18 protein-coding genes and 1 pseudogene are annotated in these 15,522 nt (G+C 45.9%); 7 read left to right on the top strand and 12 right to left on the bottom strand.

What is annotated here, in order from left to right; genetic code table 11:
* Nucleotides 1–11: 11 nt before the first annotated feature.
* From AB447_RS23310 to AB447_RS23275, 8 genes are all read right to left on the bottom strand, one after another.
* Nucleotides 12–224 (bottom strand): hypothetical protein, encoded by a 213-nt coding sequence (locus tag AB447_RS23310; protein WP_048355735.1) that lies wholly within the window; start codon nt 222–224, stop codon nt 12–14.
* A 54-nt stretch (nt 225–278) separates the two neighbouring features.
* Nucleotides 279–1,370 carry an SU10 major capsid protein gene (locus AB447_RS23305; protein WP_048355736.1) on the bottom strand — a complete coding sequence of 364 codons (1,092 nt, stop codon included), beginning with the start codon at nt 1,368–1,370 and terminating at the stop codon, nt 279–281.
* Nucleotides 1,371–1,424: 54 nt separating this feature from the next.
* Nucleotides 1,425–2,156, bottom strand: coding sequence for a phage scaffolding protein (locus AB447_RS23300; RefSeq protein WP_128748304.1), 732 nt, complete (start codon nt 2,154–2,156; stop codon nt 1,425–1,427).
* A 109-nt stretch (nt 2,157–2,265) separates the two neighbouring features.
* Nucleotides 2,266–2,820: a hypothetical protein gene (locus AB447_RS23295; protein WP_053075428.1), complete on the bottom strand. Its 555-nt coding sequence runs from the start codon at nt 2,818–2,820 to the stop codon at nt 2,266–2,268.
* Nucleotides 2,821–2,823: 3 nt separating this feature from the next.
* Nucleotides 2,824–3,645: a phage minor capsid protein gene (locus AB447_RS23290; RefSeq protein WP_048355737.1), complete on the bottom strand. Its 822-nt coding sequence runs from the start codon at nt 3,643–3,645 to the stop codon at nt 2,824–2,826.
* Complete coding sequence (locus tag AB447_RS23285; RefSeq protein WP_057957772.1) at nt 3,642–5,279, bottom strand: phage portal protein; 1,638 nt, start codon at nt 5,277–5,279, stop codon at nt 3,642–3,644. Before AB447_RS23285 ends, AB447_RS23290 begins: the two co-directional genes overlap by 4 nt.
* Nucleotides 5,280–5,281: 2 nt before the next feature.
* Entirely contained in the window at nt 5,282–5,710 is a 429-nt protein-coding gene (locus tag AB447_RS23280; protein WP_048356424.1) for a phBC6A51 family helix-turn-helix protein, read from the bottom strand.
* Nucleotides 5,711–5,726: 16 nt separating this feature from the next.
* Nucleotides 5,727–7,481: a hypothetical protein gene (locus AB447_RS23275; RefSeq protein WP_057957771.1), complete on the bottom strand. Its 1,755-nt coding sequence runs from the start codon at nt 7,479–7,481 to the stop codon at nt 5,727–5,729.
* 104 nt (nt 7,482–7,585) lie between these two features.
* Here AB447_RS23275 and AB447_RS23270 point away from each other — a divergent pair, with 104 nt between their 5' ends.
* Complete coding sequence (locus AB447_RS23270) at nt 7,586–8,131, top strand: tyrosine-type recombinase/integrase (protein ID WP_048354877.1); 546 nt, start codon at nt 7,586–7,588, stop codon at nt 8,129–8,131.
* A gap of 279 nt (nt 8,132–8,410) precedes the next feature.
* Here AB447_RS23270 and AB447_RS27100 read toward each other — a convergent pair whose 3' ends face one another.
* Both AB447_RS27100 and AB447_RS23255 read right to left on the bottom strand, forming a co-directional pair.
* A complete protein-coding gene (locus AB447_RS27100; RefSeq protein ID WP_241494796.1) occupies nt 8,411–8,767 on the bottom strand; it encodes a hypothetical protein in 357 nt (118 codons plus the stop codon).
* A gap of 1,870 nt (nt 8,768–10,637) precedes the next feature.
* Nucleotides 10,638–10,856: a helix-turn-helix domain-containing protein gene (locus AB447_RS23255; RefSeq protein ID WP_023856046.1), complete on the bottom strand. Its 219-nt coding sequence runs from the start codon at nt 10,854–10,856 to the stop codon at nt 10,638–10,640.
* Between the two features lie 114 nt (nt 10,857–10,970).
* Between AB447_RS23255 and AB447_RS26435 the strand changes: the two genes are divergently transcribed.
* The 5 genes from AB447_RS26435 to AB447_RS26010 all read left to right on the top strand — a co-directional run bounded on the left by AB447_RS26435 (nt 10,971) and on the right by AB447_RS26010 (nt 13,293).
* The gene (locus AB447_RS26435; protein ID WP_172796391.1) at nt 10,971–11,117 is read left to right on the top strand and encodes a hypothetical protein; all 147 of its coding nucleotides are present in this window, start codon (nt 10,971–10,973) and stop codon (nt 11,115–11,117) included.
* A gap of 204 nt (nt 11,118–11,321) precedes the next feature.
* Nucleotides 11,322–11,522 (top strand): hypothetical protein, encoded by a 201-nt coding sequence (locus tag AB447_RS23250; RefSeq protein WP_048354879.1) that lies wholly within the window; start codon nt 11,322–11,324, stop codon nt 11,520–11,522.
* On the top strand, nt 11,515–11,847 hold the full coding sequence (locus tag AB447_RS23245) for a hypothetical protein (RefSeq protein ID WP_048354880.1): 333 nt from the start codon (nt 11,515–11,517) through the stop codon (nt 11,845–11,847). The genes AB447_RS23250 and AB447_RS23245 overlap by 8 nt, the downstream gene beginning before the upstream one ends.
* A gap of 415 nt (nt 11,848–12,262) precedes the next feature.
* Nucleotides 12,263–13,072 (top strand): ATP-dependent DNA ligase, encoded by an 810-nt coding sequence (locus AB447_RS23235; protein ID WP_048354882.1) that lies wholly within the window; start codon nt 12,263–12,265, stop codon nt 13,070–13,072.
* A gap of 47 nt (nt 13,073–13,119) precedes the next feature.
* A complete protein-coding gene (locus AB447_RS26010) occupies nt 13,120–13,293 on the top strand; it encodes a DUF8096 family protein (protein WP_017474553.1) in 174 nt (57 codons plus the stop codon).
* 25 nt (nt 13,294–13,318) lie between these two features.
* On the opposite strand, the gene AB447_RS23230 is transcribed toward AB447_RS26010, so the two are convergent.
* The gene (locus tag AB447_RS23230) at nt 13,319–13,663 is read right to left on the bottom strand and encodes a DUF1433 domain-containing protein (protein ID WP_016885213.1); all 345 of its coding nucleotides are present in this window, start codon (nt 13,661–13,663) and stop codon (nt 13,319–13,321) included.
* 53 nt (nt 13,664–13,716) lie between these two features.
* On the opposite strand from AB447_RS23230, the gene AB447_RS23225 reads away from it, so the two are divergent.
* A complete protein-coding gene (locus AB447_RS23225; protein WP_057957770.1) occupies nt 13,717–15,147 on the top strand; it encodes a lipase family protein in 1,431 nt (476 codons plus the stop codon).
* Between the two features lie 123 nt (nt 15,148–15,270).
* On the opposite strand, the pseudogene AB447_RS23220 reads toward AB447_RS23225, so the two are convergent.
* Nucleotides 15,271–15,522 (bottom strand): annotated as a pseudogene (locus tag AB447_RS23220) (hypothetical protein); the annotation flags it as partial.

The following is a 15,522-nucleotide window of genomic DNA, read 5'->3' as shown; positions in this document are numbered from 1 at the left end:
GCCACCCCCTGTTATTTTGCGGAGGATTTACGCGTCTGCTTCTTAGCTGCCGGTTTAGGTGCGGCTTCCTCCGTTGGTTGATCGACCTGAGTTACGTCTTTAAGTTCGGACAGAACTTTGATTTCGTCCGCATCTTCCGTTTTATAAATGCCGTTTTTGAACGACTTAAATACGTCATTCACATAGAACCCGAGTTCGGGATACCTTGATTTGAATTCAGCCATTACTACACAACACCTCTGTCAAAATAAATAGGCCCGCTAAGTGCGGGCCGTTGATTATGCCAAACCTTTGATTCGTGCGTGTGCTTTTTCTTGTAGGAATTGTAGTGTATATTCACCAACGACTTGACCCTCGAAGTAGTCACCTTTCTTACCAAGGTACTCGTGGAAGAATCCGCGATCTGCTAGTGGTCGGATCTCTGTACGGTTAGCGTCGAAGATGAATAGCTCATCCGCGTTTAGGTTGTTATTCAAAAGAATTTCCGCTTGGCCGAAGTCAGAAACGAAGTGATCCACAACCTGCCCGCGACCGTTCTCGGCTCGAGTCAGACGGATTTGAGATTTATCGAAGTTTGAGATTGCACGTTTTTGTTTTGCGCCGACCATAATCTTAAATGCTCCGCCGCTTGCGAATCCGCCTCTTTCATAAATCTTCTGCATAGCGTCGTTAATTTTTTCGTCAGTTAATGCGGCATTTTTCGCATCAATTACGTTAGTTTTAATGAACTGACGCATTCCTTCCATTTGGCGAACAATTCCGTCTGACGATTCGTACTTAATACCGCTAATTGCTGCTTTTTCGAGTTGTAGAGCAAGTTCGAGCTGTTTCTTCTGCTTCTCATATTCGTACAGGTTATCGATTCCGTAGTTACTTACGGCGGCGGCAGTACCGGTGATTGAGATTGTTTCATCGAAGATTTGTGTAATGTTAGACACGCGTTTTCTTGGCTTGTATTTAGCATCGCGTGCGTCAGCACCTTCGCGACCTTCAACGAATTGGACTTGGATAACTGCGCCGTCTTCAATAGCTTCCGCAGTTGTTCCGGCGTATCCCCGTACAACAGTTAGCTTCGTTCCGTTAACCGCGACAACTTTGAGGAGTTCCTCTCCGATCTTAACAACTTGATCAGAACGGAAAGGCTCTGCGTCAGCTACTTCAATTTCAGTATCCGCGTTAGTTTTAGCGCCGACAACTCTGGATTCATCAGCAATCATTTCATCCTCGAACCATTGGTGCTCAACCTGAGTAACTGGAGAACCGAACCCCAATAGATTCAATAATGGTGTTTGATGCTCATTTAAGAGTAGAATCTCATCTACAACGGATTCCTTTTTACCTACTAATTCACCGGATAAAATTTTTGACATTCAATTTCCCCCTTGATTTTCGCATTAAAAAAGCGCCTTTTTAAAGGGCGCTGATTACTTCGATAATTCTCTTTTCAATTTTGCGTAGGCCACTTTGTCCTCTGGCCGTCCGCTGTGCTTCGCTCTTTGTGCGGCTTCTTCTAGTAGTTGTTCCGCCGTTTTTTCGGAAGCTCCTGTGTCTGATCCGTTCGAGCTCTGTCCGATAGGCTTTGGCGCCTTCTTCTTGACCAAGAACGGTTTATTGTCAACGAGCGTTTTGACAACGTCTTCAACTCCGACAACCTTTCCGTCTTCGACCTTTACCGCGGATAGATCAGCCAACGCCAAGGCGTCGTCGATGTAGGCGATATCATTACTCGTAGCAACCTTAATAAATTCATTGCGGATCTTTTCACGTTCGTTAGCTTTTTGAAGATCTTCGAGTTGCTGAGCGAGAGTTTTCTCGGCCTCTTCTTTCGCTTTCAAGTCATTTTGAAGGCGCTCGAGCTCCGTCATTTCGCTACGCTTACGCTCATCTTCGGCAGTTTTCTTTGCGTTGTAGTCTTCGACAAGCGCTTTTAGTGAATCAACTCCGTCAATGCCTAATTCTTCAAACGTAGACTTAAACGATTTTAAATCGTCATTAACCTGCTTAAACCTGTCATAAGGAATTGTCTTTGCTTCGTCTTTTGGCGGTTCAGGTGTGTCGGTATTTTTCGGCTCCGCAGCCGCTGGTTCCGCCCGGTCTTCAGTTTCTTCCGCGAAATGCTGTAAATTTAACGGCAATAGAGATTTCGATTGTTCCATAACCATGTTTCCTCCCATTACGTTTTTAACGTCCAACGCGACGAATTTATCGGACAGTTTAATGTCATAGCCGGTTTTGGACAAAGTAAAAAAACGCCCTTCTCCGCTTCTATTGCGCCAGTATTTTGGCGGTTCTAAGCTTGGCAAGCAGAGCGTTAAAGTCCGCCACCAACCCTTCGATATCCGTAGCTGTACTATCCGCTTGCGCAGCCGCTTGGCTCGCAGTCAATTTCGAGTTCAGCGTTGTTTGCAGATTCGTAATTTGCGAAATAGGATGCGTGTGTGATGACGGTGGAAAAGATGTCGGCTTATTTAAGATGGCCGACCATTCAACGTCAGAATTTCCGCTATCCAAACTTGTGTAAACGAACTCACCCTCGGCGTTTTTCGTTACAAGTACGATCGGTACAGCCTTTACTCCGTTAACATCTTCGTCAACTATTTCGGCGGTTCCTGACGGATCAGTTTCGATAGGATGGTTCATTTCGTTATCGAGGTGTGTTCCTTCTACCGGCTCTGATCCGTACGAAAAGCTTCCGTCTGCGGTTTTTTGGACGAATACAACCGGAATCGCTTTTGTTCCGTCGAGAGATTCGTCTACTACCTTACTAACGCCCCGAGAATCGTTAGAAATTCCGACGCGCATTTTGTTATTTACGTTCAACTTTTAACCCCCCTCAGGATTTCTTATTGGTGAAAAGGTATGCTTACAATTCGGGTGCCATATCTGACCCGACGATTTTAGCTGGTCATAGGTCGGATAATCGCCGGGTGCATCATCGGTTAACTTCATTATTTTTCCCTCGTAGTTACGGCAGGCATCCGTTGCTCCATGCGAAGAAATAACGGCATAATAAACGTTTCTTTTAAGAGCCTCGTTTGTCGTTGCTTCCCGGTAAGTTTCCATCATCTTCGTTCTGGTTACCATGTCCGCGTAAACTTCCGGACGCCAGCGCCTTCCCGCAGCGTCTATGATTCCTGTTCTAACTGATTGCTGAAGCGTATTGCGAATGTCTGCCGCAATAGTTCGACGACCGTTTTCGCCCCGCGTCATGTGATACCGCATGGAATCCGAAACGGCTTTCCGGACAGCCGCTTTCGTTTTCCGATCAATATTTTGTGTCACTGCGAGGAGATCCGCTTGAGTATCGGCGACAGCAGCCGCAATCATTTCCTTGTTTAACCACGAAAAGGAAGCGATTTGAGATGCTTTTTCAACTGTTTGCGCAATTCCTAACGCAATTATCGTGTTAATTACGCCCTGCCTAGCTGCAATGGGGATATTCTTTTCAACCCACTCCTTCGTCTTGTCGTCTAATTCGGATAAAATCTCCGCAATTGACGAGAGAGTTGCTTTCGCGTTTGCTTGACGAAAATTATCTAAGTCTACCCGATCTAGTTCGGCCATAATGTCCTGAACGGCGTCTTTATAATATGCTGTGAGCTGATCTACTTCGTACCGGTATGTCGGCTCTGGAACCCGCATTATTCTCTATCCTCTTCGATAAACTCTTCCTTAATTTCAGGCTCTCCCTGAGACTCTGGCTTCTCTTCCTGCTCGTTAAAAACAGAACCATCAACGAATCCATTAACGCTCTTTTCGTCGTCTTCAATTCTACGAATGATCTCTTCAGCTTTTTCGTCATCAACTTCGTCAAGTTCTTTAATCGCAGAGCGAACATCAATCGTAGGTTTACCGCCGGTCCGAATGTTCGCGATCTCAGCAGCTTCTTTTTCGTTTCGAGGAATTCCGTCGCTCCAAATTGCTTTAGGATAAACCGGATCAGAAACGTCTAAGTCTCCAAACTCTTTATCGAACAACATACACGTCCAAAGCGCATCGCGGATTGCTTTATCGTAATGGGCGCGAATACGTTTTACTTTCGAAAGAATAGGCATGAATCGCGCTTTGATTGCCGCGCCATCTGTATGGGAAGTCCCGGTTCCGCCCGAATTATCGCCAGACATTGTGGTTCCGAAAAGCCATTGCGGAGTCTCAGACATCTGAAAGACGACGCTAAGTAAAATATCGAGTTCCTTGAATGCGGCATCAAGCTGCGCTTGCCATACCATATACCCAGGCGTCGGGTCGTCTTTAGTAACCGGAATGTATTTGCCGCCAAACTGCACGGCCCCATTAGTCGCTTCTAAATCCGGACCATACGCTGTAGGATCGCTGTGTTTCCAGAGAATATAATCGATCTGAACAAGTCGGTCGTTAATCGCTGCGAATACCGTTTCGAGCTTTTCGATAAGTCCAATTCCGAAGAACGAATCATCAACCGATTTATACGGTATGTGAAAAACCGGAATGTGCGGAAGATTCGTTACTTCTAAATTCTCATCTCGTCCTGTTGGAACCTCATCTCCGATAGTAAATACCGGAATAGGTGTACCTGTTGACGTATCGACACCGTTCTCATAAAGTCGGTGACGCGAGTATAGAATGTAACCCGGAATATGCCGCTCAACATTTAGGAAAGGGATCTCTGTTTTTTCGGTTTCAACCCATTCCACTTGTGCAATGTTGATCGCTTTTGTTTGCTTAACATTGCCGGCTGACGTCTCCGGAAATACCCAACTTGCATTAACGTGTTCAATAATCGGCTCCATCTCAACGCCTTCTGGCGCATCTCCTTCGATCAGCCCCATCTTTTTAAGTTCCGAATAGTCCTGCCGGTAGCCATACCGAACCTTAAACCACGCGTCACCGCGATATCCATTGGCTGTCGCACTTTCGTGTATCAACTGGTTAATATCGTTTTCCTCAACGTACCTATTTAGCGCTTTTTGCTCCTTACTCTGATCGGATTTTCCGCTCTCAAAACGGACCGGCTCGCCGACGAGCAGATCCGCGGGCTTGGTGACAAGAATATCCGCAAGGTTAACGGCTATATAAAGCTTTTCGAGCTGCGCTGAGAATGGCGAATCCTTTAAAATCGCCGTTGCCCGTTCGTATACATCACGCTGCTTTCCGTCAAACCATTTTTTAGCCCGCTTATATTTCGCAAGTCTTTCGATAGAATCTTGCGGCGGAAATTGAGCGCCCTTCTGGATGATTCCGTAAGTTTTTACGTATGTGAATTCGTCTGCTTCGTCGTGTTTACGGTTAAATAAATTCATAGCTACTCTTTCCTATCGTTAAGCAATTCGTCAATATCTTCGATTTCTTTCGCGATATCTTCGTTACTGGACGATCCACTCTCGTTCTCTGTCGCTGTGACTTGGCGCTCTGTAAGCAATCCATACCGTTTGAGGAACAAGTCGATCGCTTTGACTGACGGTTGAGAGCTTCGGATAAGCTTCATTAGCTGTGCATACACTTCCGATCTGTGCCCGGAAAGCATATCGTCCGCAAGTAGGTTCATATATTCGATGAATGCTTTGTTCTGCGTCCGCCATCGGTAGACTGTGACGCGGTCGGCGCCGATATCCTTGGCGAGCTCCTCTTGCGTCTTTCTTGCTTCGGCCATCAACTCGTTCTCGACAAGCAAAAGCGCAGCCTTACGTTGTTGTAACGTTAATTTTGCTTCTAGTTCTTTTAATCGTGACATTATTTCGCCTCCCACTTTAAATCCAATTCGGCTTTGCTACAAGTCTCGTTTTAGGTCGGAAAACTCCTTCTATAGCTTGCTGTAGCGCATCGAGTGAATCCACGTAATCCCCAAAGGGGTATTGCGCCATCTGATCTAAGAGCATCGTGTGGCGGTCGTTTAGAATAAGCGTTTTGTTGTGCAGCATCGGCTCCAACGATTGAATGCGCTCGTCTTTCGATGACCTGTGCGACTTAACATCGTTGACGCGGCACGTATAAAGCCCTTCTTTTCTAACCGCTTCCTGCAATTGCCGGTAAAACTCGTGCTGAGCATTGATCGTTTCAACATTAAATATCCGGTGACGGTACTGCTTGATCTTTTTAACGATGATGTCAATGTAAACATGCGCCGGCTCTTTCGACGCATACTCGTCAAGTACAAAAATATATCCGGTCGGCTCATGCTTTCCGAGCGTAATGACCGAGTTATAACAAGACCGTGCGTTCTTTCCTTGCGCAATATCCCAAGCACCACAGATTAATAGGTCCCTTATCGGTATTTTCAGATCGTTATAAACGACATAAGCAACACCGTTCTCGTGGTAGTAATGGTAGTAAGCGTAGTTTTCCGGGAAGAAAAATTGCTCATCTTCACTGAACGCAAGGTTTCGGAACTCCGAATTGTAGGCCCGCGTTCCCATGTTTACCTTTTCGTGCATGAGCTCCCGGTAAGTCCACCGCCACGGCCACGCGAGTTCAATGCCTTCCTCCAACGCCTCTTTATTCTGCGCGTAAAACTCATCGACTTCTTCCATCGACTCTGAGCGCGCATAGATTTCGCAATACTTTTCCCATAGCTGCGGATTTGTCGGTTCGCTAATGATGGCACCATGAAAGCTCGATTTAAAGTCCTTCCGCTTCAAGACGTGGTTTAGTAGACCGGTTGCCGAGACCATTGTTCCGACAAGTATGATCGCCGTCGCTTTAGATCCGATCGGCACGACAACGGAGTTGAACCAATGAACGAGCTTTTCGCGAGCTTCCTTTGTGCCTTCGTTGTTACTGGATGATGGGTCGTCAATTATTACGAGATCGGGACGTACGGCTCCGTGTCTTTTCCCCCGCAACTGTTTGCCGGAAGAAGATGATTCAATCAGAATGTTCGTTGTTGTGATGAACGCTTCTTCGTTATCTTTTTCGTTACGACTTGCGGATTCATGCATCATCGGTCCGAAGTCTTCACGCAGCTTCTGATTGAATTTCATCTGCTTGTTAACCCATCCGATAAGTTTTTTCGAGAGTGAGTCCGTTTCGGAAATGATCAGAATATATTTGCGCTTTCGAAAGGCCGCTTGATGTAACGGAAGGGCATTCGAAAACATACCGGACTTCGAATGTCCCCGCGCCGCCGCAATCGCAAGCCTAGCGTTCCTTTTTTCGTGGTTCACGTAGTTACAAAGATCAAAAAACTCTTCGTGGATCTTCGCAATATTTTCGATTCCGTCATGAGGCGTCCCGTCGTCCGAGTTACGAACGACATTGTCCTCGTTATCCGGGTTTAGGCCGTCACTAAGGTATTCGTAGGTGAAGTACGCGACATCGAGTTCAGCCTTATGGACCCGCTTCAGCTTCGTCAACTCTGCTTTATCCTTCCGGAATGTGTCGATATGGTATTCCGTAGCCTTCCCGGACTTAATGAGCGCCACCAATTTACGGACACGCTCGGTCAATAAATCGATCCGCTCCTGCCTTTCTTCGCGATCCAGCCATTTTCCGTTAATGTACGCCAAATTGGCAGCCTCCTTTCGTTTCAATTTCGTATTGACTTTCGTTATCTTTTTCGTTAATATGAATGTAACAAAATCATTTTTAAGTTACATAGAGGTGAATCGTTATGGCTAACGAAGTTTTTCCGATTAAATCAAAACGCGATTACAATAAGTTCATAAAGGCGCTCAAGCCGGGACGGGATCGATGGCTCGCGCAATTAGGTACCGCTTTCGGTCTGCGTATCAGCGACTTGTTGCTGTTAAAAATCGGAGAGCTTCGCGGCCAAAAATCGATTACACTCCAAGAAAAGAAACGGAAGAAAAAGCGTGTGATCACGTTTAGCCCTTCCGTTCTTAAGATCGTTTCCCAACTCAAAGGCGATGACGATGATTACATATTCGCCAGTCGCAAAGGTGGTAAGCCGATCACCCGCGTTCAGGCCTATCGGATATTGAGCGACGCAGCCAAAGAGGCCGGCATTTACGAAAAGATTGGCAGCATCGGTACGCACTCGCTCCGTAAGACGTTTGGTTATCGCCTATACGAGAACGGCGTTGATATCACGCGCATTATGTCGATGCTCAACCACTCAAGCGAGCGCGAGACGTTGAAATATATCGGAATTACGGCCGATGAGATATCGGAAGCTTACGAAAGCATCGAGGTTTAGGACTTGTCGACGCAATATATTCGTTTCAGATCATCCATTTTGTCGTCAATATCCGCTTTTAATCTCAAAATTTTGTCTTTATGTTTAGCCGGTTCTTCCTTATCGCTAGGAGGACCGGAAAGTCGCAACGTTTGGAGCTCGTTAATCAGCTTACGAACCTGATGATTCGTTACTGCCGCGCAATAATGATGACCACAATGAGGGCACGAAAAGAAGGTCTCGATAACGCCTTTTCGGATCGCCCTCTCTTGCGGAGTTGCGGCAAACGGATTGTAACAACTATCGCAAATTGCTTTCATCCGCATCAACCTCACTAATAGTCTCGAACCATTTCCGCAATCCCTCTTTTAGGTTGGACACATCCACATTAGAGTTTTCGAGAGCTTTTTCGAGAGTACGCACCACCTCTTCAACGCTAATCTCCACCTGCTCCTGCCGCAATTCAGCCAGCGCTTGCGTCGCCGCCTTTGCTTCGCGTTGAAGAGCTTTAAGGCCAGTGATGGCTTCGGATACCTCTACGCTTACCTTTACGTTTACGTCTCTGATCTTTCCATTTTTTTCGAAATTCGGATTATGATACCCGAGGATGACTCCGTTCCTGCTATCCATTTCTATTGATTCGCGTTTATCCGCCATTCACATCGTCTCCTTTTCGTTTCTCAAAGCGCGCTTCATCGTGAAACCTGCTTTTACAGGGGCGGCAGGGATCGAACCTGCCCAAATAATCCGCCACCGAGGAACATGCGCCCCTATTTGCTACACCGACCGGCTTTGTTATTACGAGAAACGCCCATATGTCGATTTAGATACAGGCGCTTCTAACTGATCCCTGCACTACCCGGCCGGTGAATGTACGTACGTCAACCGAATGCCTTTACGGCTCTATTGCTAGACGCAAGCACAAAAAGACCTCCGCCGTAGGGTGCGGAAGCCTCGTTCTGATTGCGTCGGACTCACGTAGGCTAAGTCGGCCGTGTCGAACGCAAGTCCTTATTAATTCGCGACAGTATAGTACGCTTTCCGGTACGTATTTAACGTCCCCACCGGCGGAGAATCCGCCGTCGCTATCGGATATGCGGGCGAGGATTTGCACCTCGCATGACAGCATTCGACCACGTCTCCGATTTCAGGTCGGGAAGTATCTGTCTTAAGTCTTAAGCGTCTACCTATTCCGCCACCGCATACGTTTGAAATTTACACGAAATTAGCGTTTCTAACCGTTACCCTACCGAATACCCTCGGCGAAGGCTGAGACGTCTAATTTCGTGTGATTTGCGCGTGAAAATCGTTATGTTAAGCCGCTATAATAACAAGCCTCGTAATATGCGTCCCAACATCGCTCGCACATTTGCCGATCGTTAATATCATCGTAGTCTAATTCGCCATCTTTTTCGCAAACATCACATTTCTGAATCATCGGCTGCACCTCCGTTAGATTTACGCCCCGAGTTCGAAAAATTGTGCGCAAGTTCTGAACAGCAGTCGTCCGGGGGTTTTTGGGGCGGCTTGGGGGCCGGGCCCTTCCGAAAAAATTCCGTTTGTATAAATCATTCACCTTTTTGTATATCGAATGTAACACAATCACGTTTTGTTACATTGAACGAATGAACGAAACGTTGATACGACTGGCTTCATCGGTCATCATATATCGCAAAGATACGAAGGAACTTTATGCACTCGACAAACCGCGTCAGATCAACGATGTGATAGGTGCGTGGTGCCGGCCGTTATGTATAAGATATTGCATATCGGGAGTGTGTAGGCGGTGTTGGTCGGACTGACCCCGTGAGTTTCTGAAGGGCTTATCCTTTCGGACTATCTCGCTGGTGTTCGGGTAACACTCCGTTGTCCCGTCCGTCTATCCCTCACCGTATTCCTACCTATATCTATTGCGCCATACCTGCCGTATGCAACAGGCGGTATGCATATCCGGTACCGCCCGCTCTATCCCAACGGCACCCTACCGTATCTAACCGGTACCTCTTGCGTATTAGTACAACGGTATGAAACGTATGTTACACGTCCTTCTATTACGTAATACAGCATAACGGTATGAAAGTTGATGTATTTCGTGATAATAACGCTATCCTTTCGTATGTTTTAAATACTAGCGTCCACTCCGTCGCTTACGCTCCTCCGTGTCCGCGGATATTATTAAGACCTTTATCGCGATACAATTATTTATACAATATACATGATTGCGTTTCTGCGGGACGGAGTGAAACGTAGTTCCCGCTAGTCTTCGGATTCAGAAGACTAAGAAGTAATTCCGGACTCAAAATCGCTGTATCCCTTGCGGCTGTAAGCACGAACCCTATTTTCGGTTGTGCGAATAAAGTCGTGTTTTTGGCCGATTTGTGCGAATAAGATCGTGTTCATTATCAATTACGATATTCTAATTGAGAATATAACGATAATCATCCGATGTCTCACCGTTACATTCAACGTATTATTATTCATATAAACGTATAAATATACGGTAATAACACGAAGAAATAGACGCCAATCATTCGTCAGCGTCTTCGTCTAGGTCGATAAGCTCTCGTATATCCGATATATTCAACGCGGTTGCAATCCGGCTAAGGTGGTCGAGCTGCACCCGTTCCTTAATCCCGCGACACAGTTCGCTGATGGCAGACGGCCTTATCCCGGTTAGCTCTGCGAGTTCCTTCTGCGTCATATTCTTCCGATCAAGTAGCTCGGCTATCTTTAATTTAACGATCATTTGCCGGCACCTCCTGCGATTATTATAACGTAAAAACGATATTTTTGTAAATAACGTATTGACGTTATAACGGTTATGCGTTATAATTAAGATAACGAAAGGAGGTGAACGTAATTGATTGACGTAGTGATGAAGCTTTCGGCAATCGCCGCAACTTGGCTCGGAATTATCAAGCTCGGCCTTGAACTCCGCAAGATGCGAAAAGACTCCGAAAGTAAAGAGCGACGGGCTCCGACCAAGAAACACCGTCGCCGATTATAACACCGAGGGGCATTTCGCCCCTTGTCAATCAATTATAACACGAATGAAACGAATTGATACCACCGAAATTTTGTTAGTCGTCGTCTTGCTCGCTTGGATTGCGGATATGAACTTCGGCCGGCTGTCCGTTCTGGACTACGTCGGCCTCGGATCAGCGATCGTTTTCATCGCGCTTCTATTCTTTAGATCGGGGAGGAATCGGAAATGACGCTTTATGTAAAACGTTTGTGGTCGGACACACCGCCATTAAGACCGCAGCAGGCCGAACAACTTCTCGATCTATATGAGCGCCCTATTGCAACGTTTAAAGACGCTGGCAGGGCGTATCAGATCGGGTTTAATACGGCGCTGACCTGTCTCGGCTATTTAATCGCAACCAAACACGGAGGTAATGACGATGAATAAAACGAAACTTTTAACGGCCGTCCTCGGCCTATCAATCGCAGGAAACGCGGCCCTCGGGATATACGCCGCAAAGCTGAACGAAGATGTCGATATTGCTTATCGCGTGGCTGACGACATGGCCGCGGAAGCCAAAGACGCCCAGGAAACGATCGAACGCGAATATATCGTCGAAGGGAAAAACTACGCGGTTTCAGCGGATGACGGCGGCTTCTCTTTCGATCCGGCAGCCACAAACGCAAAGCCTGGCGATAGGATTAGCGTTACTTTTACGAAGGATCAATACGAAAATGGCAGCGGATTTAAGGCGATTAAGGTTATCGAATAACAAACGAAATCAGGCGTTAAGCGGCCGCCGATACCTAATATACCTGCAGCAGCTTCCGGCGGCTCCTACGCTTTAATTTCGTGGAAAAAACGTTGAAAGGAGTATGTGTGGTGTATAAGAAACCTGTGAGAATCAGTAAGAAACAAGTTCAACTTTGTTACTTGTTAGATGAGTTATACGATCAAGTAAATGTAGTAATACATGATGCAGTTCTCAGCAGAGCATCGAACCGGCTTTCTGTAATCGAAGACGCAGCAAAGGAAGTTGAGAGGATTTCTAAAGAAATGCAACAGCATGTAGATTCTATGAGACGCAAAAGAACGGAATAACATAAATTACCGTAACCGAATCGCTTTGTCTCGTCGTACTCTTACTATATCATTATAGTAACTACGCTGAAACGAGGTGATTCTTTTTGTTTATTTCGCCCATGCTGCTTGAGTCCGCAAAGGAACCGTTCAACTCTGACGCTTATATCACGGAAACCAAATTCGACGGCATTCGGCTAATTGCGTCCAAAAATAACGGCCTAATCCGCCTCTACACGCGCCACAATAACGAAGTCACCGCTAAATTCCCCGAATTATTAACGCTCGACATCTCGGACGGAACCGTGTTAGACGGAGAGCTTATCGTAACTGGTCCGACTGGCGCCGGCGATTTCGAAGCGGTTATGGAACGGTTCCAATCGCGAAAAAGTTATCATCCGATAGTATTTTGCGTTTTCGATGTCCTGCGGATAGACGGCGCTTCCATTACGTCTCAGCCACTGTATAAGCGAAAGGAATTGCTGTGCGGCCTGAAAATCGATCACCCGAACGTTAAAATAGTCGAAGGTATACGTGGTTATGCTGCGGATTACTTCGCATTAGCCCGCGAAAATAAGCTCGAAGGAATCGTTATGAAGCGCGCTGATTCAACTTACGCGGAAAATAAACGATCTGACCGCTGGCTCAAGGTCGTTAACTACGAATATACAGACGTTTTCATAATCGGAATACGAAAGGAAGATAATGCGATGCTGCTATCGTACCTGGACGGTCAATACGCCGGCGTTATGGAGTTTATGCCGTATGATAAGCGGCGGAAGTTGCATATGGAGCGGAAGGACGTCGAGGAGACGGAGAAATACGTCTATATTGAGCCGATTATGTGCCGCGTCAAACACCGATTTAAAACGAAAAACGGATTGCTACGGATTCCTTCGTTTCATGAATGGCGTTGAATTGATCGCACTATTGTCGTATTCTAATAGTCGGAGGTCGAGAGCGAATGGATTACGAAACAAAAGGCTATGATACGTCAATTGTATACGATTATAAAGAGTATCCAGACGTCCACTACGGGCGCTGCGATAACTGCGACTATACGCTGTTTAAAAGTTCGGTTAAGGACGGCATATTTCTTCGCGAGTGCCGCAGATGCGGTATGAAGAAGAGCATATAAAACAAATAAGGCCGAGCGGGCTAATTTATCTTGTACAAAGCTTATCTTTACATTCTTCTTTGGGTTCGGCATCAACCGTATATGACAATATTTCTTTATTGGCTGGATCATATAGACCTTCAAACTCTTTTTCTCCGTTAGTATAACCCTTCACAGTAATACCACCCATTGGATTAATATAGTAATTCTCAGAAAAATGGATATCTTTCACATCTTTATAGTTAGTTGTTAAAAATTTTTCCATATGATTCTGTGCTTCTTCGAATAAAGCAATCTCTTTTTCCTTTTGATCGTGCTGATGCTTCATAAAAAGTCCTCCAACTGCTATAATTATTAAAATAAGGATAATTATGTACTTTTTCTTTTTCAATCGGAAATCAACCCTTTCCTATCCTATTTTACAAAAATAAAGAGGCGATGTATATGAGTGATAAGATAAAAGTTCCAAAAATAACAGATAAAACTTATTATACGCTAAGTCAGGAATCTTACAACCGCGAAAGATTAGATGATAAATTGAAAACAGGAAAACCGATACAGACAGACCAAAAAACTTATTGGTATGTCGAAAAAATTAAAAGAGACTCTGATACGGGACTTGATGCCGTTGTTTTTTCTCAGGGTCAAAAAACAAAAGACGGCAAGTGGGTCAAATCAGATAATCCCGAAAACGTCGTCGTAGCCTTCGCGGGAACTGATCCGAAAAGCCAGTTCTTTCAAGATGTTATTGACGCAGACGGCGGGAACGTTGTGATGGGAATTGACCCGAAAAAGAAGGAACACTACATAGCCGAAAAAGATGCGAAAGATACTTCTAAAACACTCGGAAAATATAACGGAACTCCGTCACAAGACTCGATGCTTAGCACCGGTAACTACAAATTAATTACGAAAACGTCCCAAATCGGGCAAGCTGACGATCTGGTGCGGGAAGTTAAACAAAAGTATAAAGGCACCTCGACGGTTATTTCAACTACCGGACACTCGCTTGGCGGCGCAGAAGCTGAATACAGCGCGGTCAACAACAACATCTATGCCGTCGCGTTTAACAGCCCTTCAATTGTTAAGCTGCACTCTGAGGAGCAGCAAAAGAAAATTAACAACGGTGAATATGACCGGTCCATAAAATCGATTATCAATCCGGATGACATGGTCGGGGCCGGCTGGTGGAACGAATATGACCGGCACAATGGAACGACAATTTATACGAAGGACCCTGAATTATCAAATGCGGTGCGCGAGGCGAGAATGCAGGGCGATGTATTCCAACAAATCGGGCAAAACGCTGGGTATTTCTTTCAGACCGCAATCTTAGGAATGCCCGACACCCACGGCCTCAATGATTCGAATTTCACCTTCGACGAAGACGGCAACGTTCAAAATGTTGAAGGCGATGAACTCGTCTACGATAAAAATTTAAAAGCAATGCTGCCGGCTGAAGTGGCATCAGGGAGCGGCGCGATTAAAGTCACCCCCGAAGTCGCTAAGCAGCTTGCGGAAAAAGTAAATGCGATTATAAACGACCTGCGTACGATGAAAAGAGAAGCGGAAAACGCCTACCAGGAACATGACGCTGCGATAAGCGATTTGAAATACGATACCTATCGCCAGGTCGGTCACGGCTTATACGATCAGCTTACGCTCGATGATGTAAACAATACGCTGAATGATTTGGCGCAGTCGTTCGATAAAAAAGGGAATCCGCTGTTTTACGATGTCGATGCCGAAGCGGCCTATATCGCTTCATTACAAGACACGATTTCAGATTTAGAAGAAATCAGCGGCTATCTGGCGCAAATCGCAAAAGATTTTAAATCAAAAGACAAGATGCTCGCAAACTGGCTAAAGTTATAAAATTAAAGGCGCCAATAGGCGCCCTCTTTCGTTTTATGCTCCGCGCGGAAACCCGTATTTAGGCTTCGGCAACTCTTTCGCTCCTACCGTAAATCCCATCCGTATCACCTCCGACATGGTAAATTATACTTTCTTAACGTTAAACATCGCAAGCAGCGTCTTATCTGGCGCTTTGGACTGCCGATAAAACACGTTAGGATTGAACGTATACCTTTCCGGCTCACTTCCAACCTTTATTCGCGCGACAACGAACTCCCCATCGAATTTCATCTGCTTCAGCCGTCGGCCAAGCGTATCCGGTGTTACTCCGATCGCCGCCGCTAGCTCTTTCTTATTGAACCAACGGATATGCTTCGGATTCTTTTCGAAAGGATT

This window comes from Bacillus glycinifermentans, from assembly GCF_001042475.2.
Classification (GTDB): domain Bacteria; phylum Bacillota; class Bacilli; order Bacillales; family Bacillaceae; genus Bacillus; species Bacillus glycinifermentans.
This window is presented reverse-complemented; position numbering and strand designations above follow the sequence as displayed.

Coding starts and splice junctions, on each gene's coding strand:
- AB447_RS23310 (WP_048355735.1), bottom strand. CDS start 224: ATGGCTGAATTCAAATCAAGGTATCCCGAACTCGGGTTCTATGTGAAT.
- AB447_RS23305 (WP_048355736.1), bottom strand. CDS start 1,370: ATGTCAAAAATTTTATCCGGTGAATTAGTAGGTAAAAAGGAATCCGTT.
- AB447_RS23300 (WP_128748304.1), bottom strand. CDS start 2,156: ATGGAACAATCGAAATCTCTATTGCCGTTAAATTTACAGCATTTCGCG.
- AB447_RS23285 (WP_057957772.1), bottom strand. CDS start 5,279: ATGAATTTATTTAACCGTAAACACGACGAAGCAGACGAATTCACATAC.
- AB447_RS23280 (WP_048356424.1), bottom strand. CDS start 5,710: ATGTCACGATTAAAAGAACTAGAAGCAAAATTAACGTTACAACAACGT.
- AB447_RS23270 (WP_048354877.1), top strand. CDS start 7,586: ATGGCTAACGAAGTTTTTCCGATTAAATCAAAACGCGATTACAATAAG.
- AB447_RS27100 (WP_241494796.1), bottom strand. CDS start 8,767: ATGGCGGATAAACGCGAATCAATAGAAATGGATAGCAGGAACGGAGTC.
- AB447_RS23255 (WP_023856046.1), bottom strand. CDS start 10,856: ATGATCGTTAAATTAAAGATAGCCGAGCTACTTGATCGGAAGAATATG.
- AB447_RS23250 (WP_048354879.1), top strand. CDS start 11,322: ATGACGCTTTATGTAAAACGTTTGTGGTCGGACACACCGCCATTAAGA.
- AB447_RS23245 (WP_048354880.1), top strand. CDS start 11,515: ATGAATAAAACGAAACTTTTAACGGCCGTCCTCGGCCTATCAATCGCA.
- AB447_RS26010 (WP_017474553.1), top strand. CDS start 13,120: ATGGATTACGAAACAAAAGGCTATGATACGTCAATTGTATACGATTAT.
- AB447_RS23225 (WP_057957770.1), top strand. CDS start 13,717: ATGAGTGATAAGATAAAAGTTCCAAAAATAACAGATAAAACTTATTAT.